The sequence below is a fragment of the uncultured Psychroserpens sp. genome, from assembly GCF_947500255.1.
Classification (GTDB): Bacteria; Bacteroidota; Bacteroidia; order Flavobacteriales; family Flavobacteriaceae; genus Psychroserpens.
Map to the genome: position 1 here is coordinate 1,509,776 of NZ_CANMRL010000001.1, position 21,641 is coordinate 1,531,416.

A 21,641-nucleotide genomic window follows, 5' to 3' on the forward strand; every position below is an offset into this window, starting at 1 on the left:
GTTAAACACTACAGATTTTAAGTAAACGTTACCATTTTTTGATTATTTTCTAAAAAATTATTTGTACAAATAAAACTTTGTAGTAAATTTGCATCCTCTTTAAGAGATTGGCCTATGGTGTAACTGGCAACACATTGGTTTTTGGTACCAAAGAGTCTAGGTTCGATCCCTAGTGGGCCAACAAAAAGTCTTCCAATTTTGGAAGACTTTTTCTTTTTATTAAAATTTTAAACTAAATCTTAAAGGTAATTACTGGTCTATTGGCGTGATTTACGAGGTCTTCGCTAATGCTTCCATTAAAAAAATGCGCTATACCTTGTCTGCCATGAGTGCTAATACCTATTAAGTCGGCATCGATTTGTTTAGAATAATTCAACACACCTTTTTCAACAGATTCGTCATTATAAATATTAACTGTGTAGTTTTTAAAACTATAGTCTTCTATAAAGTTGTTAATTCTATCATTTGCTTTTTTGGTCGTTGTGAAATTACTGGCTGTATTTACCATGAGTAAATGTAATTGTGCGCCAAAAGCTGTAGCAAATTCTGTGGCTTGGCGATAGGTCTCTTTATTATCATTTTTAAAATCTGAAGCAAATACAATATCATCTACACTAAAATCATCATGATTATTCTTAATTACTAGTACAGGTACGTCTGAGTTGCGAACTGCTTTTTCAGCGTTAGATCCAACAAACATCTCTTTAAAGCCACTAGCGCCATGAGAACCCATAGTAATCATGGTAATACCGTGTTCTTTGCATATTTCTGAAATACCATTAAAAGACCCATCTGGTTTCACAATCTCGTGTACATTTAAACCTTCGAGATAAGAGCTATTCATTATGTCTTCAAATTTCTGATGTGCCATTTTCATAAAAAACATGACTTCTGGTACTTCGGCTTGAGTGCTTACAGCATCAATTTCTTGTAAAGGGATTTCTAGCATGTGTAATAAATAAATCTCACTACCATGCTTTCTTGCAATTTGAGAGGCTACTTTTAATGCATTTTCCGCCTCTTTTGAAAAATCAGTTGGAACTAGTATTTTTTTCATATTGATGTAGTTGATTTGTAGTATATAAATTTAATAATAAAAATCGACATAGTCGCAGTTGTAAAAATCAATAAAATTGTTGTATATTTGCAGCGTTGTTTGAAGAAAAAAGAATAATGAGCGGACGGAAAGTCCGCTCTTTTTATACTAAAAATGTTCAGAGAAACTGTAAAAAATTTATTAGAGGAAGGATTAAAACAACGTGAAGACCTGTTTTTGATCGATTTTGATGTGTTATCAGATAATTCGATAAAAATTGTAATTGACGGAGATAATGGTGTTTTAGTAGAAGATTGTATGTTTATAAGTCGTGCTATTGAACATAACTTAGATAGGGAAGAACATGATTTTTCTCTTGAAGTATTATCTGCTGGAGCAACAGCGCCATTTACAAATAAAAGACAGTATAAAAAAAATATAGGTAGAACACTTAGTGTTAAAACCACCGAAAATGAAACCATAGAAGGAACACTTACTGAAGCTAATGATGATAAGATCCTTTTAGAATGGAAAACTAGAGAGCCTAAACCTGTAGGCAAAGGCAAAGTAACCGTAAAAAAGCAAGCTGAGATATTGTATGATACAATATCAAAAGCTCAAGTTGTAATAAAATTTTAATTCATAGTTATGGAAAATATTGCGTTAATTGATTCTTTTTCAGAATTTAAAGACGATAAGTTAATAGATCGTGTAACGTTAATGGCGATTTTAGAGGATGTATTGAGAAATGCACTGAAAAAGAAATATGGTGATGACGATAATTTTGATATTATTATAAACCCTGATAAAGGTGATTTAGAAATTTGGAGAAATAGAATTGTTGTTGCAGATGATGAAGTTGAAGAACCTAATCAAGAAATCGCATTATCTGAAGCTCAGAAAATTGAACCAGATTTTGAAGTTGGAGAAGATGTAGCTGAAGAAGTTAAGTTAGTTGATCTTGGTCGTCGTTCTATTTTAGCATTGCGTCAAAACTTGATCTCCAAGATTCATGAGCATGACAATACAAACATCTATAAGCAATTTAAAGAACTAGAAGGAGAGATTTATTCGGCTGAGGTTCATCATATTCGCCATAGAGCGATTATACTTTTAGATGATGAAGGTAATGAAATCATCCTTCCAAAGGATAAACAAATACCTTCCGACTTTTTTAGAAAAGGAGAAAATGTTAGAGGAATTATTGAAAGTGTTGAATTAAAAGGAAATAAACCTGCCATTATTATGTCTAGAACTGCACCAGCATTTTTAGAGAAATTATTTGAGCAGGAAATCCCAGAAGTATTTGATGGTTTAATTACGATCAAAAATGTGGTTAGAATTCCAGGAGAGAAAGCTAAAGTAGCCGTAGATTCTTATGATGATAGAATTGATCCTGTGGGTGCATGTGTTGGTATGAAAGGTTCTAGAATTCACGGTATTGTTCGTGAATTAGGTAATGAGAATATTGATGTTATTAATTATACTAATAACTTACAGTTATTTATCACTAGAGCGCTAAGCCCAGCTCGAGTAACGTCTATTAAGTTAGACGAAGAAAATAAACGTGCTGAAGTATTACTAAAACCAGAAGAAGTGTCAAAAGCTATTGGTAGAGGTGGTCATAATATTAGATTAGCTGGTAAATTAACTGGTTATGAAATTGACGTATTTAGAGAAGGTGCAGAAGAAGATGTAGAATTAACTGAGTTCTCAGATGAAATCGAAGGATGGATTATAGATGAATTTAGTAAGGTAGGTTTAGATACTGCTAAAAGCGTATTGGAGCAAGATGTTGATGATCTTGTAAAGCGTACCGATCTTGAAGAAGAAACAATATTAGATGTTATTAGAATTCTTAAAGAAGAATTCGAAGATTAATGCCAACTTAGTATTATAAAGTTAATTTGGTAGAATAGATTTTTAAGTTATATTACACAATTTATGGCTCAAACGAGATTAAATAAAGTATTAAGGGAATTAAATATCTCTATAGATCGCGCTGTTGATTTTTTAGAATCAAAAGGTGTCGAGATAGAGAAGAGTCCTAATACAAAAATATCAGAAGAGGTTTATACGATTCTTTCCAACGAATTTCAAACCGACGCGAGTAAAAAAGTAGCTTCTTTAGAAGTTAGCGAAGCAAAGCTAAAGGAAAAAGAAGAGCTACGTGAGCAACGTGAGCGTGAATTGGAAGAAAAAGCTCAAAAAGAAGCAAAGAGTCGTGAAGTGGTTAAGGCTAAAGCAGAGTTAAGTGGCCCTAAGCAAGTTGGAAAGATCGACTTAAATAAAGAAAAAGAGGAAGCGCCAGCAGAGGAAGCTCCAGTAGAGGAAGCACCTAAAGTTGAGAAACCTAAAAAAGAAGCAGCTCCGAAGGTTGAAAAACCAAAAAAGGAAGAGCCTGTTGAAGAAGCGCCTAAAAAAGAAGAGCCTAAAGCTATAGACAAGCCAAAAGCCAAAGAAGCGCCTAAAAAAGAAGTAGAAGAGCCAGCAGCCGAAGAACCTGCAGAGGAAACTCTTAAAACAAAATACAAGAAACTTTCTGGACCCAAAATTGCTGGTGATAAAATTGATTTATCTCAGTTTAATAAGCCGAAAAAGAAAAAAGAAGACAAGAAACCTGATTCAGATTCTGATAATAAAAAGAAAAGACGTCGTATTAGTAAAGGACCATCAGGAGGAGATAATAGATCTAATAACAGAGGTGGAAACCAAAGAGGTGGTTACAAAGGCAAAAATCAAGGTAAATCTGTTGTAAAAGAAGAGCCAAGTGCAGAAGAAGTACAAAAGCAAGTACGTGAAACCTTAGAAAAGCTTCAAGGTAAATCCAATAAAGGAAAAGGTGCCAAATACCGTAGAGAAAAAAGGGAGCAACATAGAGAGCAAACTGAAAAGGATCTACAAGCTGAAGCAGCAGAAAGCAAAATTCTTAAAGTAACAGAGTTTGTTACAGCAAGTGAGGTAGCAACGATGATGAATGTGTCGGTTACCGAAATTATTTCTGCATGTATGTCATTAGGTATGATGGTGACCATGAATCAACGTTTAGACGCTGAAACCCTATCTGTTGTAGCAGATGAATTTGGATATGAAGTTGATTTTGTCACTGCTGATATTGAAGAATCTATAGAAGAAGTTGAAGATAAGCCAGAAGATTTAATACCTCGAGCTCCTATTGTGACTGTTATGGGTCACGTAGATCACGGTAAGACATCGTTATTAGATTACATACGTAAAGAAAATGTAATTGCTGGTGAATCTGGAGGAATTACTCAGCATATTGGAGCTTATGGAGTTCAGTTAGATAATGGACAAAAAATAGCCTTCCTTGATACGCCTGGTCACGAGGCCTTTACAGCCATGCGTGCTCGTGGTGCTCAAGTTACCGATTTAGCAATTATTGTTATTGCAGCAGATGATGCCATAATGCCACAAACAAAAGAAGCGATTGCCCATGCTCAAGCAGCAGAAGTGCCAATTGTATTCGCGATAAACAAAATTGATAAGCCTGGAGCAAATCCTGATAAAGTAAAAGAAGGATTAGCTAATATGAATTTATTAGTTGAAGATTGGGGTGGGAAAATCCAATCCCATGATATTTCAGCTAAAAACGGAACAGGTATTAAAGAGTTATTGGAAAAAGTATTGCTTGAAGCCGAATTACTAGAGCTTAAAGCAAATCCTAATAAAAATGCTAATGGTACTGTTGTAGAAGCGTTCTTAGATAAAGGTCGAGGATATGTGTCTACAATCTTAGTCCAAGCAGGAACATTAAAAGTTGGTGATTACGTACTTGCTGGTAAAAACAGTGGTAAAGTAAAAGCAATGCATGATGAACGTGGTAATGAAGTTGAAGCGGCTGGACCATCAACACCAGTATCAATCTTAGGATTAGATGGAGCACCTCAAGCAGGTGATAAGTTCAATGTCTTTGAAGATGAGCGAGAAGCTAAGCAAATTGCTGCGAAACGTACACAATTACAACGTGAGCAATCTGTTAGAACACAACGTCATATTACACTTGATGAAATTGGACGTCGTATAGCACTTGGTGATTTCCAAGAATTGAATATCATCCTTAAAGGTGATGTGGATGGTTCTGTTGAAGCATTGACCGATTCATTCCAGAAATTATCTACCGAAGAAATTCAAGTAAATATCATTCATAAAGGCGTTGGTGCTATTACCGAAAGTGATGTATTATTAGCAACTGCTTCAGATGCTATTATTATAGGATTTAATGTAAGACCAATGGGTAATGCACGTCAAATTGCTGATAAAGAAGAAATCGATATCAGAATGTACTCGATTATCTATGATGCGATCAATGATCTTAAAGATGCAATGGAAGGGATGTTATCGCCAGAGCTTAAAGAAGAGATTACTGGTACCGCAGAAATTAGAGAGACATTTAAGATTTCTAAAATTGGTACTATTGCAGGTTGTATGGTGACCAACGGAAAAATTTACAGAAACTCTGGAATTCGTCTCATTAGAGATGGAGTTGTAATTCACACTGGTGAATTAGTATCATTGAAACGCTTTAAAGATGATGTTAAAGAAGTATCTAAAGGATACGATTGTGGTATGCAACTTAAAGGTTATAACGATATTCAAGTTGATGACGTTTTAGAAGCCTTCCAAGAAGTAGAGGTTAAGAAGACGCTCAAGTAAGTACATAATATATTAAATAAAAAAGCGACTTAATTAAGTCGCTTTTTTATTTTACAATATCGAAAGTTAATATTTTAATTATCCTTTTTAGGTTCAAAAACCATAGCTTTCGAAAACTTCTTTTTAATTTTTAAAAGTGCTATATCGGCTTCTAGTCGCGTGCTAAAATTACCAACCCAAACTTTATAATTTGGCGTTTCATATACCACATCGGTTGGCCATTGAGAAAATGTATTACGAAACTTTTGCTCTAATGCCATTGCTTTTGAACGTGATCCAAAATCTAATTGAATCTTATATAAGTCTACCGTTTTTACATCTTTTTTATATTCTAATAGCTTCGTAATGTTACTATCTTGATCAATAGTGACGGTGCCCTCTTGAGCAAAAGCTTGATTTCCAATTGCCAAGAATGCTAAAACTAAGACCGCTATTTTAAGGGTGTTTGCTTTCATATTTTTTGAAATTTAGTACAAAGAAAACGATTTTTTTTGACTGTTGTTTCCTTAGTCAAAATTAATAACTAAATTGGGTGCTAAATTATTATTTAGAATCCTTATAAATTATCAATTAACAGTTCTGTAACATTTCCAAAATCGACTTTATATGTTATTTTTGCATGAGATTTTACAAACGTTTTTTTCAATAGCAATAATGAAAAAATCATACCAAAGTTTAGAAGATAATTCAACTAACAATATGATACAGGTGATTTACCGTCAACTAGCCTCAAAGATTCCTTATTTAGGACTGGTTATTTTACTCACGTTTACTACTTCACTTAACGCTCAAGAAGGCGATCCTGCAAAAGGAAAAGCTTTATTCAATACCAATTGTGCTTCTTGCCATAATCTTGATAGAGATATGACAGGACCAAAACTTCGATATGTTGAGTCGAGACTTGAAGAAGACCAAGGTTTAGATAGAGAGTGGTTAACAAAATGGATTAGAAACAGTGCAGGTCTTATTAAATCTGGAGATGCATACGCTAACCAGGTGTTTAATGAATGGAATCAAACACCAATGACTGCATTTGCAGCTTTAGAAGATCAAGACATCGCAGATATACTAGCTTGGACAGCTACAGATCCTCCTGAGCCAGAGACTCCTGATGGGCCAGTAGTAGTTGATGGAGGAGATTCAAATGGTATCTCAAATAAATTAATCCTTGGCGCTCTAGCCGTTTTATTTGCATTATTGGCAATGGCTTTAGTTTTGGTAAGACGTACATTAAATCGTTTTGCTGAAGAAAAAGGAATCGAAGCCGCTTCAAAAGATAAGAGTATTTCAATCTGGAAAGCATTCGTTCAAAACCAATTCTTAGTATTGGTGACAGCAATTTTCTTCTTATTGGCAAGTGCTTATTTTGTATATGGTTATTTATCTCAAATAGGTACAGATCAAGGTTACGAGCCTGTACAGCCAATACATTATTCGCATAGGATTCATGCTGGAGCAGCTGAAGATGGTGGTAATGGTATTGACTGTAAATACTGTCACTCTTCTGCTAGAGTAAGTAAGCATTCAGGCATTCCTTCATTGAATATCTGTATGAACTGTCATAAAACTATTTATCAAGTGTCTCCTGAAACACAAAAACAAGGTTTAGAAGAATTTGGAAAAGATTACAATGCCGAAATTCAAAAACTATACAAGGCTGTTGGTTGGGATGAAGCTACGCAATCATATACAGGAGAAACTGAACCAGTGAGATGGATAAGAATACATAATCTTCCTGATTTTGCTTATTTCAATCACTCACAACACGTTGAGGTTGCTGGAGTACAGTGTCAAACATGTCATGGTCCTGTAGAAACAATGGAAGTGATGTACCAACATGCGCCTTTAACAATGGGATGGTGTATCAACTGTCACCGAGAAACAGAAGTTAACGTAAAAGATAATTCGTATTACACAAAAATACATGAGCAATTATCTAAAAAATATGGTGTAGATAAACTTACAGCTGCTCAAATGGGTGGACTAGAATGTGGTAAGTGTCACTACTAATAAAATTTAATAAGAAGTAATTCAATTATATAATATGTCATCAAACAAGAAATACTGGAAAAGTGTTGAAGAGCTAAAAGAGAATAGCTCTATTGTTGAGACGCTAAAACAAAATGAATTTGTTGAAGAGATTCCAACTGATGAATTTTTAGGAGATAAAAATACATTAGAATCGTCTTCTACAACGCGTCGTGACTTTTTGAAGTATGTAGGTTTTAGTACTGCTGCTGCGTCTTTAGCAGCTTGTGAAGGACCTGTAATTAAATCAATTCCTTATGTGGTTCAACCAGAATCTATTGTTCCTGGTGTTGCCAATTATTATGCAACGACAATTGCAAATGGTTTTGATTTTGCTAGTGTTTTAGTAAAAACACGTGAAGGTCGTCCAATCAAAATTGAAAACAACAACTTAGCAAAGACTAACAATAGTGCTAATGCAAGAGTTAATGCTTCTGTGTTAGGATTATATGATAGCTTAAGAGTTCAAGGTCCAATGAAAGGTGGAAGTGCTATTTCATGGGAAACTTTTGATGCTGAAACAAATCAAGCTTTAAATAATTTAATGACAGCTGGTAAGGAGATTGTATTGTTAACACAAACATATGCAAGTCCTTCTACTTCTAAGTTGATTTCTGAATTTAAAGCAAAGTACGGAAATGTACGTCATGTTGTGTATGATGCTGTTTCAGAATCTGCAGCGTTAGATGCTTTTGAAGCGAAGTATAATACTCGCGGAATGGCAAATTATGATTTTTCTAAAGCCATGACAATTGTTTCAGTTGGAGCAGATTTCTTAGGAGATTGGCAAGGTGGTGGATTTGATGCTGGATATGCACAAGGACGTGTTCCGAAGAACGGAAAAATGTCTCGTCACATTCAGTTCGAATCAAATATGTCACTTACAGGTGCAAACGCAGATAAGCGTGTGCCATTAACGCCAACACAACAAAAACATGCCTTAGCAAAACTACATAGTTTAGTGGTTGGTGGAGCTGCATCTACAGATTTACCAGAGCATATAGATCAAGCCGTTCAAAAAGCAGCATCTGAATTAAAAAGAGCAGGAAGTAATGGTGTTCTTGTTACTGGTATTCAAGACGTAAATGCACAAACAGTTGCATTGGCGATTAATGAATCACTTGGAAGCAAGGCATTTGATTCAAATACACCAATATTAACAAGACAAGGTAATAATGCTTCGGTTACTAAATTAGTAGCAGATATGAAAGCTGGTCGTGTAGGTGGTATCATCATGAGTGGTGTTAACCCAATGTACACATTACCTAATGCTTCAGATTTTGCTGAAGGTCTTGGCAAAACAGACTTATCAATAGTGTTTTCAATGAAAGCAGATGAAACTGCTTCTCTTGAAGGCGTTGATTATATTGCAGCAGCACCTCACTACCTTGAGTCTTGGGGCGATGTTGAATTTAAAAAAGGACATTATAGTTTAATGCAACCAACGATTCGTCCGTTGTTTGATACACGTCAATTTCAAGACGCTTTATTAAAGTGGACAGATAATGGCATGAACTATCGTGAATATATTAAAGAGGCTTGGGGAAGCAGTATCCTTACTGGGTCATCTTTCAACAAGGCTTTACAAGATGGTGTTTATGTTGGTAGCATTGCTACTGAAACTGTAGATACAACATCTGATGCTGATTCTTCTATTGATGATCTATTAGGTGAATCTGTAACAGCAGTTTCTGCAGGAAGTGCGGCAAGAGCATTAGCGTCTTCTAAGTCTTCTGGAGATTTAGAATTAGTACTGTATACTAAAACAGGAATGGGTGATGGTCAACAGGCTAATAACCCATGGTTACAAGAATTCCCAGATCCTATTACTAGAACATCTTGGGATAACTACTTAACAATGTCTGCAAAAGATGCAGAAAAGTATCAGGTTAAGAATTATCATGTAGCAGATGGAGGCTTAAATTCTAGCTTCGTAGAATTAACTGTTAATGGAATTCCTGTTACTATTCCAGTTATTATTCAACCAGGACAAGCACAAGGTTCTATAGGTTTAGCCTTAGGATATGGTCGCAAAAATGGATTGAAACCAGAAATGCAGACAGGAAAGAATGCCTACCATTTCTATAAAGATTTTAATACAACTCAAACAGACGTTTCATTAAAAGATATTGGTGGTGAACACGAATTTGCATGTGTTCAATTACAAAATACCTTAATGGGTCGTGGCGATATCATCAAGGAAACTACACTGGAGATCTTCAATACGTATGATAGAGAAGATCATGAGCATGGATGGAATAAAGTACCTAAGGTATCTTTAAATCATGAAGAAGTAGATGTAACCTCTCCTGAAGTTGATTTATGGGATGAGTTTGATCGTTCAATAGGACATCACTTTAACTTATCTATAGACTTAAACTCTTGTACAGGTTGTGGTGCATGTGTAATTGCATGTCATGCCGAAAACAATGTGCCTGTAGTTGGTAAAGAAGAAATTAGACGTAGTCGTGATATGCACTGGTTACGTATTGATAGATATTACTCTTCTAATGATACATTTGAAGGTGATGTTAAAGAAAAGGAAAGTGCAGATGGATTAGGTTTAGGAAACTTCGTATTTGGCGATGGTGAAGGCGATGGTTCTTTATCGACATTTGCTAGATTAGAAGATCCAGCTGATAATCCGCAAGTAGCTTTCCAACCAGTAATGTGTCAGCATTGTAACCATGCACCTTGTGAAACTGTATGTCCTGTGGCTGCAACATCACATGGTCGTCAAGGTCAAAATCATATGGCATATAACCGTTGTGTTGGTACACGTTACTGTGCAAATAACTGTCCGTATAAAGTACGTCGTTTCAACTGGTTCTTATACGCTCAAAACGATGAGTTCGATTATCATATGAATGACGATTTAGGTCGTATGGTATTAAATCCAGATGTAACAGTTCGTTCACGTGGTGTTATGGAAAAATGTTCTATGTGTATTCAAATGACACAGAAAACAATTCTTGATGCAAAACGTGATGGACGTCCAGTTAAAGATGATGAATTCAAAACAGCATGTTCTGCAGCTTGTAGTAGTGGCGCAATGGTGTTTGGAGATATCAATAACAAAGACAGTAAAGTTGCAAAACTTAAAAAAGATGATCGTATGTATCACTTATTAGAAAGTGTTGGTACTAAACCTAATGTTCAGTATCAAACTAAAGTGAGAAATACTAAAGAAGCATAAAAATTAATTAAGAAACAATTATAATAGATTATGGCGTCTCATTACGAAGCACCTATTAGAAGACCCTTAGTTACAGGAGAAAAATCATATCACGATGTATCGGTAGATGTGGCTGCACCTGTTGAAGGAAAAGCAAATAAATCTTGGTGGATTGTATTTTCAATAGCACTTGTCGCTTTCCTTTGGGGAATTGGGTGTATTATCTATACAATTTCTACAGGTATCGGAACTTGGGGTTTGAATAAAACCGTAGGTTGGGCTTGGGATATTACTAACTTCGTTTGGTGGGTTGGTATTGGTCACGCAGGAACCTTAATTTCTGCTGTACTTTTACTTTTCCGTCAAAAATGGAGAATGGCGATTAACCGTTCTGCAGAAGCGATGACAATTTTCTCGGTAGTTCAAGCAGGTTTGTTCCCAATTATTCACATGGGTCGTCCATGGTTAGGATACTGGGTATTACCAATTCCAAACCAGTTTGGTTCATTATGGGTTAACTTTAACTCTCCATTACTTTGGGATGTATTTGCAATCTCTACGTATTTATCGGTATCATTAGTTTTCTGGTGGACTGGTTTATTACCTGATTTTGCGATGATTCGTGATAGAGCTGTAAAACCATTCCAAAAGAAGATTTATTCGTTATTAAGTTTTGGATGGTCTGGTCGTGCTAAAGATTGGCAACGTTTTGAAGAAGTATCATTAGTACTTGCAGGTTTAGCAACGCCATTAGTACTTTCTGTACATACTATTGTATCGTTTGACTTTGCTACATCGGTAATTCCTGGTTGGCATACAACCATTTTCCCTCCATACTTTGTTGCTGGAGCGATTTTCTCAGGATTTGCTATGGTGAATACTCTTCTTATTATCATGAGAAAAGTATGTAGCCTTGAAGATTATATTACAGTACAACACATCGAGTTAATGAACATCGTCATCATGATTACGGGTTCTATTGTTGGTGTGGCATATATTACTGAGTTGTTTATTGCTTGGTATTCTGGAGTAGAATATGAACAATATGCATTCTTAAATAGAGCGACAGGTCCTTATGCTTGGGCATACTGGATGATGATGTCTTGTAACGTGTTCTCACCTCAGTTTATGTGGTTTAAAAAATTAAGAACGAGTATTATGTTCTCATTCTTTATATCTATTGTTGTAAACGTAGGAATGTGGTTTGAGCGTTTCGTAATTATCGTAACATCATTACACAGAGATTACTTACCATCATCTTGGACAATGTTCCAACCAACATTTGTTGATATAGGGATATTTATTGGAACCATAGGATTCTTCTTTGTATTATTCCTATTATATGCTAGAACATTCCCTGTGATTGCTCAAGCCGAAGTGAAGACGATATTGAAATCTTCAGGAGAACGTTATAAGAAAATTAGAGAGCGCGGTGATAGTTTAGTAGGAACAGGTGCAGATTCTAGAACATCAAATGCTATAGCCGAGGTTAACACAGAAGTAGCTAAAGAAGTTTCTGATGAAGACAACTCAGCTAAAGTTGATGATTTATTAGGAAGCATTGGCGCTTTTGATCCAAATACTCAGACCGCTGATGACTTGAAAAAAGTAAATGGTATTGGCCCAAAAATGGAAGAAGTACTTAACAGTATTGGGATCTATACATTTTTACAGGTTAGTAAGATGACAAAAAGAGAATATGACTTGCTAGATTCAATTACAGGTTCTTTCCCAGGAAGAGCAGAACGTGATGATTGGTCTGGACAGGCTAAAAAATTAATAAACTAAAAATAGTACATGGAAGCTTCAAAAGTAATTCACGCTATTTATACAGATGACGATGTTTTAATGGCTGCCGTTAAAAAGGTAAAGTCTGCGCATCATCATATTGAAGAAATTTACACGCCTTTTCCAGTTCACGGATTAGACAAGGCAATGGGATTAGAGCCAACAAGAATAGCTATAGCATCATTTATCTATGGTTGTATTGGTTTGACAGTAGCAATTGTCATGATGAATTTTATCATGATCGAAGATTGGCCTCAAAACATTGGTGGAAAACCAAGTTTTAGTTATATCGAGAACATGCCTGCTTTTGTACCAATTATGTTTGAGCTTACTGTATTTTTTGCAGCTCACTTAATGGTTATCACATTTTACTTAAGAAGTAGAATGTGGCCATTTAAAAATGCAGAAAACCCAGATCCAAGAACTACAGATGACCATTTCTTAATGGAAATTGCAGTTCATGATAACGAACAGGAACTCTCTAATTTGTTAAAGGAAACGGGAGCAGTAGAAATTAATTTAATTGATAAAGCGCATTAATTTATACAGATGAAAAGCTTATTTAAAATAATAGTGGTATTAATTGTATTTGCAAGTGTTGTGGCCTGTAAGAATGACACAAGACCTAACTATCAGTTTATGCCAAACATGTACGAGCCTGTAAGTTATGAAGCTTACCAAGAGGCTGAAATTGTAGTTGATGGTCAACAAATGCTCATTGAGGATATGGAAGCTCAATTACCTGCCGAAGGTAGTATTCCTAGAGGTGGTCACATGCCATTTGAAATTGAGAATACTAACGAAGGTTATATCCTAGCTAAAGAGACATTAACCAGTCCTTTAGACTCTACTCAAATTGATAGCCCTAGAGGAGGAAGATTATACGATATTTATTGTGGCATTTGCCATGGTAAAAAAGGAGATGGTCAAGGTAACTTAGTTAAGCGCGAGAAAATATTGGGAGTGCCAAGTTATGATGATGCTGGCAGAGCAATTACTGTTGGAAGTATTTACCATACTATTTATTATGGGAAGAATTCAATGGGTTCATATGCTAATCAATTAAATGAAGAAGAACGCTGGCAAGTCGTTGATTATGTGTTGAAGTTGAAAGCTGATTTAGAAAAATAAGATTTAGTTAAAGATTATATAATGGAATACAAAATTTCAAATAGACTAAGATTAACTGCTATTGTTTTAATGATAGTTGGAGTACTAGGTGTATCATACAGCTTTGTAACTTCAGGCAAAACATTTGAACAAGTAGAAACAATGTTGGCTAACGAATCTCATCATGGTGGTGGTCATGGAGAAGAAGCAGGTCATGATAAGGTAGCAGATCACGATACTCATGCATCAGAGGAATCTCATGCAGAAACAGCTGGCCATGATAACGCAGAGAGTCATGGAGCTCATGCTGAAGTTGATGAACATACAAAGCACGTTAACCATGTTATGCATGCTATGCACAAAAGACCTTGGGCTGCAATTTATGTAGCTGCATTTTTCTTTTTTATGATTGCACTTGGTGTATTGGCATTTTATGCTGTACAATACGCTGCTCAAGCAGGATGGTCACCATTACTTTTAAGAGTGATGGAAGGTATTACCGCATATATGTTACCTGGAGCCTTAATTGTTTTAGGTATAGCAATTGCTTCTGGTTTGATAGGTCATTACGGCTTATTTGTATGGATGGATCCAGATGTAGTAGCTCATGATAAATTGATTCAAGGTAAATCTGGATGGTTGGATATCACATGGTTTGGAGTTAGAGGATTAATATTTATTGCTGGTTGGTGGTTATATAGACACTTCTCTCGTAAATTCTCGATTGCTCAAGATAATGCAGATGACAATAAAAACTTTAAAAAGACATTCCGTATCTCGGCAGCATTTTTAGTATTCTTTTTATATACAGAATCTATGATGTCTTGGGATTGGATTATGAGTGTTGATCCTCACTGGTTCTCAACATTATTTGGATGGTATGTATTGGCAGGAATGATGGTTTGTGGTATTACTGTAATTGCAATGATTACTATTTATTTGAAATCAAAAGGATTGTTACCAAAAGTAAACGATAGTCACATTCATGATTTAGCGAAATTCATGTTTGGATTTAGCATTTTCTGGACGTACTTATGGTTTTCGCAGTTCATGTTGATATGGTACTCTAACATTCCAGAAGAGGTGACTTATTTCATAGCGAGATTTAACGATTATCAACTACCATTTTTAGGAATGGTGGCTATGAACTTTGTGTTCCCATTATTGGTATTAATGAATAGTGACTATAAACGTATTCCATGGTTTGTAATCATGGCAGGTATCGTTATTTTAGTAGGTCACTATGTAGATATATTTAATATGATTATGCCGGCTACAGTGGGAGACCAATGGGCAATTGGTATACCAGAAATTAGCTCAATATTGTTATTTGCTGGATTGTTCATATTTATTGTATTTACAGCATTAACTAAAGCACCTTTAGAACCAAAACGAAATCCGTTCATCAAGGAAAGTGAACATTTCCATTATTAATAAAAATTATAAAGAACAGAAACGACAATGACTGCTTTTTTAACAATTATAATAGTAATTTTCATAGCTGTTGCCATTTGGCAAATGGTTAAGATATTTGATTTGGCTCAAGTAGGCGCTTCAAATGATCAAATAGCTACAGATAAAGACAACAAGATTAATGGATATTTAATGATGGGGTTCTTAGTCTTCATTTATGCCATCACTATTGCTAGTTTTTGGTATTTAGGAGATTTACCATTGATGTCTAATTCTGCTTCAGAGCATGGACCGCAACTTGACAATTTAATGATTATCTCTATGGTAATCATATTCATTGTTCAAACATTTACGCAATTCTTATTGCATTACTTTGCTTACAAGTACAAAGGAGAAAAAGGACGTAAAGCATTATTCTATGCAGATAATAATACATTAGAAGCGATCTGGACGTTTATTCCAGTGATTGTTTTAGCCGGTTTAATTATCTATGGTCTATTCACTTGGACAAGTATCATGAACATTGATGAAAGTGAAGATCCATTGGTAGTAGAATTATACGCGCAACAGTTTAACTGGAAAGCACGTTACGCAGGTGATGATAATGTTTTAGGTATGGCTAATGTTAGATTGATTGATAATGACAGAGCAAATATCTTAGGTTTAGATGAGTCTGATCCTAACGCTCAAGATGATGTTATTACAACAGAATTGCATTTGCCAGTTGGAAGACCTGTATTATTTAAAATGCGTTCTCAAGATGTTTTACACTCTGCTTATATGCCTCACTTTAGAGCGCAAATGAACTGTGTTCCAGGTATGATTACTCAGTTTGGGTTTACGCCAACTGTAACTACTGCCGATATGCGTAAAAATCCTGATATTATTGAGAAAGTAGAGAATATCAACGCCATAAGAACAAAGAATAGAAAAGAAATAGAAGCTAAAGGAACGCAAGAAGTTATATATGAGTTTGATTACCTATTACTATGTAATAAAATTTGTGGAAAATCACACTACAATATGCAAATGAAAATTATTGTAGAAACTCAAGAGGAGTATGATGCTTGGATTAAAGAGCAAAAAACGTTCAAAAATTCTTTAACTAACAACTAAAAGATTAAAAAAGAAAATAGATTATGTCAGCACACGCAGATACTCACGCACACGACGATCACGGACATCATCATAAAGAGACTTTTGTAACTAAATATATATTTAGTCAGGATCATAAAATGATTGCTAAGCAGTACCTAATAACTGGTACTATTATGGGTGTTATTGGAGTTTTGATGTCAATAATGTTCCGTATGCAAATTGCATGGCCTGAGGAACCTAATGTATTGTTTGAAGCATTACTTGGAAAATGGGCTCCCGAAGGTGTCATGGATGCAGATATTTATTTGGCATTAGTTACAATTCATGGTACCATAATGGTATTCTTTGTATTAACTGCAGGATTGAGTGGTACATTTAGTAACTTATTAATTCCGTTGCAAATTGGAGCACGAGATATGGCATCAGGGTTCCTTAACATGGTATCGTATTGGTTATTCTTCTTATCAAGTGTAGTGATGATCATTTCACTATTTGTAGAAGCTGGGCCAGCTGCAGCAGGATGGACCATTTACCCACCTTTAAGTGCGCTACCAATGGCACAAGGTGGCTCAGGAATGGGTATGACCTTATGGTTAGTATCAATGGCTATCTTCATTGCATCCTCTCTATTAGGATCGTTAAATTATATCGTAACAGTTATTAATTTACGTACTAAAGGAATGTCTATGACAAGATTGCCATTAACAATCTGGGCATTCTTTGTAACAGCAATTATTGGTGTGGTATCATTCCCAGTATTATTATCTGCTGCATTATTATTAATCATGGATAGAAGTTTTGGAACATCATTCTTCTTATCTGATATTTTCATTCAAGGTGAAGTACTACATTACCAAGGAGGTTCTCCAGTATTGTTTGAACACTTATTCTGGTTCTTAGGCCACCCTGAAGTATATATTGTATTACTACCTGCATTAGGTATTACTTCCGAAATTATTGCTACTAACTCCCGTAAACCTATTTTTGGTTATCGAGCGATGGTAATGTCAATTCTAGCCATTGCCTTCTTATCAACAATAGTTTGGGGTCACCATATGTTTATCTCAGGAATGAATCCATTCTTAGGTTCTGTATTTACTTTTACAACCTTATTAATTGCAATTCCTTCTGCAGTAAAAGCATTTAATTATATTACCACACTCTGGAAAGGTAATCTCCAGATGAATCCAGCAATGCTATTCTCAATTGGTTTAGTATCTACGTTCATCACAGGTGGACTTACAGGTATTATTTTAGGAGATAGTGCGTTAGATATTAATGTTCACGATACGTACTTCGTTGTAGCGCATTTCCACTTAGTAATGGGTATATCTGCACTTTACGGAATGTTTGCAGGAATCTATCATTGGTTCCCAAAAATGTTTGGTCGTATGCTAAATAAAAACCTTGGGTATTTACATTTCTGGGTAACAGCAATATGTGCTTATGGTGTATTTTTCCCAATGCACTTTATAGGTATGGCAGGTTTACCAAGACGTTATTATACAAACTCTAACTTCCCATTATTTGATGATACGGCAAATGCTAACGTTGTAATTACAATATTTGCAATTGTAGGTGGTATTTTCCAATTGGTATTCTTATGGAATTTCTTTTACTCTATTTTCTACGGAAAGAAGACGGTACAGAATCCTTGGAGATCAAATACATTAGAATGGACTGCTCCAATAGAGCATATGCATGGTAACTGGCCAGGGGAAATTCCTCATGTACACCGTTGGGCTTACGATTATAGTAAACCAGGACATGATGAAGATTTCGTACCTCAAAATGTGCCATTATATGATGGAGAAGAAGAATTACAACATTAAAAATTCTTTATATAATATTGAAAAGCCTTTCGTAACTATCGAAAGGCTTTTTGTTTATATTTGTGTTATATGAACGAAAACCTAGATCCAACAAACGATAATTTTTCTCCAGAAGAACTGGATGTAGAAAAAAAATTAAGACCACTATCCTTTGATGATTTTACAGGTCAGGATCAGGTGTTGGAAAACCTTCAAATTTTTGTTCAGGCTGCAAATGGAAGAGACGAAGCTCTAGATCACACCCTGTTTCATGGACCTCCTGGACTTGGTAAGACAACATTAGCTCATATCCTAGCTAGTGAACTTAATGTAGGTATAAAGGTAACCTCTGGACCAGTTTTGGATAAACCAGGAGACTTAGCAGGACTATTGACTAACCTTGACGATCGTGATGTATTGTTTATTGATGAGATCCATAGGTTAAGTCCTATTGTGGAAGAGTATTTATACTCAGCAATGGAAGATTACAAAATCGATATTATGATCGAGTCTGGACCAAATGCTAGAACGGTTCAAATTAATTTAAATCCGTTTACCTTAGTTGGAGCAACAACACGCTCAGGATTGCTAACCTCTCCTATGCGAGCGCGTTTTGGAATTCAAAGCCGACTTCAATATTATAACACCGAATTATTAACAACTATCGTACAACGTAGTGCTTCTATTTTAGATGTGCCAATTTCTATGGAAGCAGCGGTAGAAATTGCTGGGCGAAGCCGAGGAACACCTCGAATTGCAAATGCATTACTTAGAAGAGTTCGTGACTTTGCTCAAATAAAAGGAAACGGAAGTATTGATATCAAGATAGCTAAATTTGCCTTAGAGGCTCTTAATGTAGATGCACATGGTTTAGACGAAATGGATAACAAAATTTTAGAAACCATCATAGATAAATTTAAAGGAGGCCCTGTTGGAATTACTACTTTAGCAACTGCCGTAAGTGAAAGTGCCGAAACCATAGAAGAAGTTTATGAGCCTTTTTTGATACAACAAGGGTTTATTATGCGAACGCCTCGCGGACGAGAAGTGACAGAGCTGGCTTATAAACATCTAGGGAAAATTAAAGGACCAATTCAAGGCGGTTTGTTTTAGTATAACACTTATACTATCAAAGGAAATCATACATAATGAATCCAAAAAAAGAAATACCTACTGTTCCTTTAAAACGTTTCTTGAAACATTCATTAGATATTTTAAAAAACCCATTACCATTTCATCATCGCAACTTTATAGAACAAGGTGACGTTTTTAGATTGAAAATTGGATTCAATACTAGCGTGTTTTTTTGTAGAGACGCTGCTTTGGCCGAGTATGTCCTTCAAAAGAACCAACGCAATTATGTTAAGTCTAAAATTCAAACCGAAGATCTAGTAAAATATGTTGGTAAAGGATTATTAACTTCAGAAGGTGATCATTGGCGTAAGCAACGAAAACTTATTCAGCCTGCTTTCCATAAAAAACAATTAGAAAATCTATTGAAATCTATTCACGATGCAATTACTTCAGAGTATCAACGAATACAATCTGGTGAAGTCTTAGATATATTTCCAATTTTAAATGATCTGGCATTTCAAACCGTCGTCAAGTCCTTATTTAGTAGTGCTGCAAATCAGGATGATATTAACCGCTTACAGTATATTACCGAGACGGCTCAAAAAATGCTGGTTAAAGAATTACGTCAACCTTATCTAGGTTGGTGGTTTAAAGCAAGTGGTGAAATTGAAAAACACATTACCTTAACTCGTGAAGCAAGAGACATCTTAAAACGTATTGTTAATGAAAGACGTGAATCCAATAAAAGAGAAAATGATTTATTGGATATGCTTCTTGATGCTAAATATGATGATGGTAAATCAATGAGTGAAGAGCAACTTATAGATGAAATTTTAATTTTATTTACGGCTGGGCACGAGACGACATCTAATTCGTTAACATTTACATGTCAACTTCTAGCTTTACATCCCGAATGGCAAGAAAAAATACACGAAGAATATTTAACCATACAACAAGAGACGGACGATTTGATGACTATCGTTACACAATCTAAAGTTTGTCAACAAGTTATTGAAGAATCAATGCGACTGTATCCTCCAGCCTATTTTATTGATCGTGTAAATGTTGCAGAAGATCACTTCAATGGTATGCAATTCAAAGCGGGTTCTAACATATTGTTTTCAGTTTACGAAATGCATCGCCATCCAAATTTGTGGAATAAGCCAAACGAATTTATACCTGAGCGATTTTCGGAAGGCGGACGGAAATTTTCGTCGCAATATTTCCCCTTTGGTGCAGGACCAAGAAAATGTATAGGGAATAATTTTGCTATGTTTGAAATGATTATGGCTATGTTTCAATTGGTAAAGACCTTTAAAATATATCCAGATTTTGAAACGATAGACATAACACCATTAATTACCTTAAAACCTAAAAATGCGTTTTTAAAATTCGAAAAACGAAACTAGTGATAGCAAGTAAATCTAAATATAGTGAGTTTATAAAATCAGAAGCTAAACGCCTTGGTTTTTTGTCTTGCGGCATCAGTAAAGCAGAGTTTTTAGAAGAAGAAGCACCACGATTAGAAACTTGGCTTACAAATAATGCGCATGGTGAGATGCGGTATATGGAAAACCATTTTGATAAGCGCCTTGATCCAACCATATTGGTTGAAGGCTCTAAAAGTGTAGTGTCTTTATTACTAAACTATTTTCCTACGGAAATTCAAAATACCGAAAGTTATAAACTATCTAAATATGCCTTCGGAACTGATTATCATTTTGTGATTAAAGACAAATTAAAACAGCTATTGCATAGTATTCAAGATGAAATAGGAGATGTTCATGGTCGAGCCTTTGTAGATTCGGCACCCGTATTGGATAAAGCTTGGGCAGCAAAATCAGGTTTGGGGTGGATTGGAAAGCACAGTAATCTACTAACACAACAGGTAGGATCGTTTTATTTTATTGCCGAATTGATTATCGACCTAGACCTAGAATATGATCATATTGTCTCAGATCATTGTGGCACATGTACAGCATGTATCGATGCTTGTCCTACGCAAGCCATTACTGAACCTTATGTTGTGGATGGAAGCAAATGTATCTCTTATTTTACGATTGAATTAAAAGATAATATTCCTTCAGAATTCAAAGGACAATTTGATGATTGGATGTTTGGTTGCGATGTGTGCCAAGATGTTTGTCCGTGGAATCGCTTTTCAAAAGCACACAACGAACCATTATTTAATCCAAATCCCGACGTATTATCAATGACAAAAAAGGATTGGGAAGAAATTACAAAAGATACCTTTAATAAAGTATTTAAAAACTCTGCTGTAAAGCGAACTAAGTTTGAAGGGTTAAAACGGAATATTAGGTTTTTGAAGGATTAAGATGTCCTAAGAGAACTAATGATCTCCATCTGATTTTTCTTCACACCTTTCTCATAAAACACTTACATTTGTAATTCGGTTTGTTTACAAACACTAATT

General features: G+C 35.3%; 16 protein-coding genes and 1 tRNA gene. 15 read left to right on the forward strand and 2 right to left on the reverse strand.

What is annotated here, in order from left to right; all coding sequences use genetic code 11:
• Positions 1-108 precede the first annotated feature (108 nt).
• Positions 109-181: transfer RNA gene (locus Q0783_RS06530), tRNA-Gln, on the forward strand.
• 51 nt (positions 182-232) lie between these two features.
• On the opposite strand, the gene Q0783_RS06535 is transcribed toward Q0783_RS06530, so the two are convergent.
• Positions 233-1,057: a universal stress protein gene (locus Q0783_RS06535; protein ID WP_298894119.1), complete on the reverse strand. Its 825-nt coding sequence runs from the start codon at positions 1,055-1,057 to the stop codon at positions 233-235.
• Between the two features lie 153 nt (positions 1,058-1,210).
• Between Q0783_RS06535 and rimP the strand changes: the two genes are divergently transcribed.
• From rimP to infB, 3 genes are all read left to right on the forward strand, one after another.
• The gene (gene rimP / locus Q0783_RS06540) at positions 1,211-1,675 is read left to right on the forward strand and encodes a ribosome assembly cofactor RimP (protein WP_298894120.1); all 465 of its coding nucleotides are present in this window, start codon (positions 1,211-1,213) and stop codon (positions 1,673-1,675) included.
• A 9-nt stretch (positions 1,676-1,684) separates the two neighbouring features.
• Complete coding sequence (gene nusA / locus Q0783_RS06545) at positions 1,685-2,917, forward strand: transcription termination factor NusA (protein ID WP_298761434.1); 1,233 nt, start codon at positions 1,685-1,687, stop codon at positions 2,915-2,917.
• A 63-nt stretch (positions 2,918-2,980) separates the two neighbouring features.
• Positions 2,981-5,710 (forward strand): translation initiation factor IF-2, encoded by a 2,730-nt coding sequence (gene infB, locus Q0783_RS06550; RefSeq protein WP_298894121.1) that lies wholly within the window; start codon positions 2,981-2,983, stop codon positions 5,708-5,710.
• A gap of 74 nt (positions 5,711-5,784) precedes the next feature.
• On the opposite strand, the gene Q0783_RS06555 is transcribed toward infB, so the two are convergent.
• Entirely contained in the window at positions 5,785-6,165 is a 381-nt protein-coding gene (locus tag Q0783_RS06555; RefSeq protein WP_298894122.1) for an SPOR domain-containing protein, read from the reverse strand.
• Between the two features lie 244 nt (positions 6,166-6,409).
• On the opposite strand from Q0783_RS06555, the gene Q0783_RS06560 reads away from it, so the two are divergent.
• From Q0783_RS06560 to queG, 11 genes are all read left to right on the forward strand, one after another.
• Entirely contained in the window at positions 6,410-7,720 is a 1,311-nt protein-coding gene (locus Q0783_RS06560; RefSeq protein ID WP_298894171.1) for a cytochrome c3 family protein, read from the forward strand.
• Positions 7,721-7,754: 34 nt separating this feature from the next.
• A complete protein-coding gene (locus tag Q0783_RS06565; RefSeq protein WP_298894123.1) occupies positions 7,755-10,934 on the forward strand; it encodes a TAT-variant-translocated molybdopterin oxidoreductase in 3,180 nt (1,059 codons plus the stop codon).
• A gap of 30 nt (positions 10,935-10,964) precedes the next feature.
• On the forward strand, positions 10,965-12,701 hold the full coding sequence (nrfD, locus tag Q0783_RS06570) for an NrfD/PsrC family molybdoenzyme membrane anchor subunit (protein WP_298894124.1): 1,737 nt from the start codon (positions 10,965-10,967) through the stop codon (positions 12,699-12,701).
• A gap of 9 nt (positions 12,702-12,710) precedes the next feature.
• Positions 12,711-13,241, forward strand: a complete 531-nt coding sequence (locus Q0783_RS06575) for a DUF3341 domain-containing protein (protein ID WP_230934962.1) — start codon at positions 12,711-12,713, stop codon at positions 13,239-13,241.
• A 9-nt stretch (positions 13,242-13,250) separates the two neighbouring features.
• The gene (locus Q0783_RS06580; protein ID WP_298894125.1) at positions 13,251-13,832 is read left to right on the forward strand and encodes a cytochrome c; all 582 of its coding nucleotides are present in this window, start codon (positions 13,251-13,253) and stop codon (positions 13,830-13,832) included.
• A 21-nt stretch (positions 13,833-13,853) separates the two neighbouring features.
• Complete coding sequence (locus Q0783_RS06585) at positions 13,854-15,245, forward strand: quinol:cytochrome C oxidoreductase (RefSeq protein ID WP_298894126.1); 1,392 nt, start codon at positions 13,854-13,856, stop codon at positions 15,243-15,245.
• Positions 15,246-15,272: 27 nt separating this feature from the next.
• Positions 15,273-16,340 carry a cytochrome c oxidase subunit II gene (locus tag Q0783_RS06590; RefSeq protein WP_298761446.1) on the forward strand — a complete coding sequence of 356 codons (1,068 nt, stop codon included), beginning with the start codon at positions 15,273-15,275 and terminating at the stop codon, positions 16,338-16,340.
• Between the two features lie 23 nt (positions 16,341-16,363).
• The gene (locus tag Q0783_RS06595) at positions 16,364-18,154 is read left to right on the forward strand and encodes a cbb3-type cytochrome c oxidase subunit I (RefSeq protein ID WP_298761448.1); all 1,791 of its coding nucleotides are present in this window, start codon (positions 16,364-16,366) and stop codon (positions 18,152-18,154) included.
• Positions 18,155-18,223: 69 nt separating this feature from the next.
• Entirely contained in the window at positions 18,224-19,246 is a 1,023-nt protein-coding gene (gene ruvB / locus Q0783_RS06600; RefSeq protein ID WP_298894127.1) for a Holliday junction branch migration DNA helicase RuvB, read from the forward strand.
• 35 nt (positions 19,247-19,281) lie between these two features.
• A complete protein-coding gene (locus Q0783_RS06605) occupies positions 19,282-20,616 on the forward strand; it encodes a cytochrome P450 (RefSeq protein ID WP_298894128.1) in 1,335 nt (444 codons plus the stop codon).
• Positions 20,617-20,618: 2 nt separating this feature from the next.
• Positions 20,619-21,542, forward strand: a complete 924-nt coding sequence (gene queG, locus Q0783_RS06610; RefSeq protein ID WP_298894172.1) for a tRNA epoxyqueuosine(34) reductase QueG — start codon at positions 20,619-20,621, stop codon at positions 21,540-21,542.
• Positions 21,543-21,641 lie beyond the last annotated feature (99 nt).

What these genes read in the sequence shown, in the direction of transcription:
- ruvB (WP_298894127.1), top strand. Translation starts at nt 18,224, where the DNA reads ATGAACGAAAACCTAGATCCAACAAACGATAATTTTTCTCCAGAAGAA.
- Q0783_RS06580 (WP_298894125.1), top strand. Translation starts at nt 13,251, where the DNA reads ATGAAAAGCTTATTTAAAATAATAGTGGTATTAATTGTATTTGCAAGT.
- Q0783_RS06585 (WP_298894126.1), top strand. Translation starts at nt 13,854, where the DNA reads ATGGAATACAAAATTTCAAATAGACTAAGATTAACTGCTATTGTTTTA.
- nrfD (WP_298894124.1), top strand. Translation starts at nt 10,965, where the DNA reads ATGGCGTCTCATTACGAAGCACCTATTAGAAGACCCTTAGTTACAGGA.
- Q0783_RS06575 (WP_230934962.1), top strand. Translation starts at nt 12,711, where the DNA reads ATGGAAGCTTCAAAAGTAATTCACGCTATTTATACAGATGACGATGTT.
- Q0783_RS06555 (WP_298894122.1), bottom strand. Translation starts at nt 6,165, where the DNA reads ATGAAAGCAAACACCCTTAAAATAGCGGTCTTAGTTTTAGCATTCTTG.
- rimP (WP_298894120.1), top strand. Translation starts at nt 1,211, where the DNA reads ATGTTCAGAGAAACTGTAAAAAATTTATTAGAGGAAGGATTAAAACAA.
- Q0783_RS06565 (WP_298894123.1), top strand. Translation starts at nt 7,755, where the DNA reads ATGTCATCAAACAAGAAATACTGGAAAAGTGTTGAAGAGCTAAAAGAG.
- nusA (WP_298761434.1), top strand. Translation starts at nt 1,685, where the DNA reads ATGGAAAATATTGCGTTAATTGATTCTTTTTCAGAATTTAAAGACGAT.
- infB (WP_298894121.1), top strand. Translation starts at nt 2,981, where the DNA reads ATGGCTCAAACGAGATTAAATAAAGTATTAAGGGAATTAAATATCTCT.
- Q0783_RS06595 (WP_298761448.1), top strand. Translation starts at nt 16,364, where the DNA reads ATGTCAGCACACGCAGATACTCACGCACACGACGATCACGGACATCAT.
- Q0783_RS06590 (WP_298761446.1), top strand. Translation starts at nt 15,273, where the DNA reads ATGACTGCTTTTTTAACAATTATAATAGTAATTTTCATAGCTGTTGCC.
- Q0783_RS06535 (WP_298894119.1), bottom strand. Translation starts at nt 1,057, where the DNA reads ATGAAAAAAATACTAGTTCCAACTGATTTTTCAAAAGAGGCGGAAAAT.
- Q0783_RS06605 (WP_298894128.1), top strand. Translation starts at nt 19,282, where the DNA reads ATGAATCCAAAAAAAGAAATACCTACTGTTCCTTTAAAACGTTTCTTG.
- Q0783_RS06560 (WP_298894171.1), top strand. Translation starts at nt 6,410, where the DNA reads ATGATACAGGTGATTTACCGTCAACTAGCCTCAAAGATTCCTTATTTA.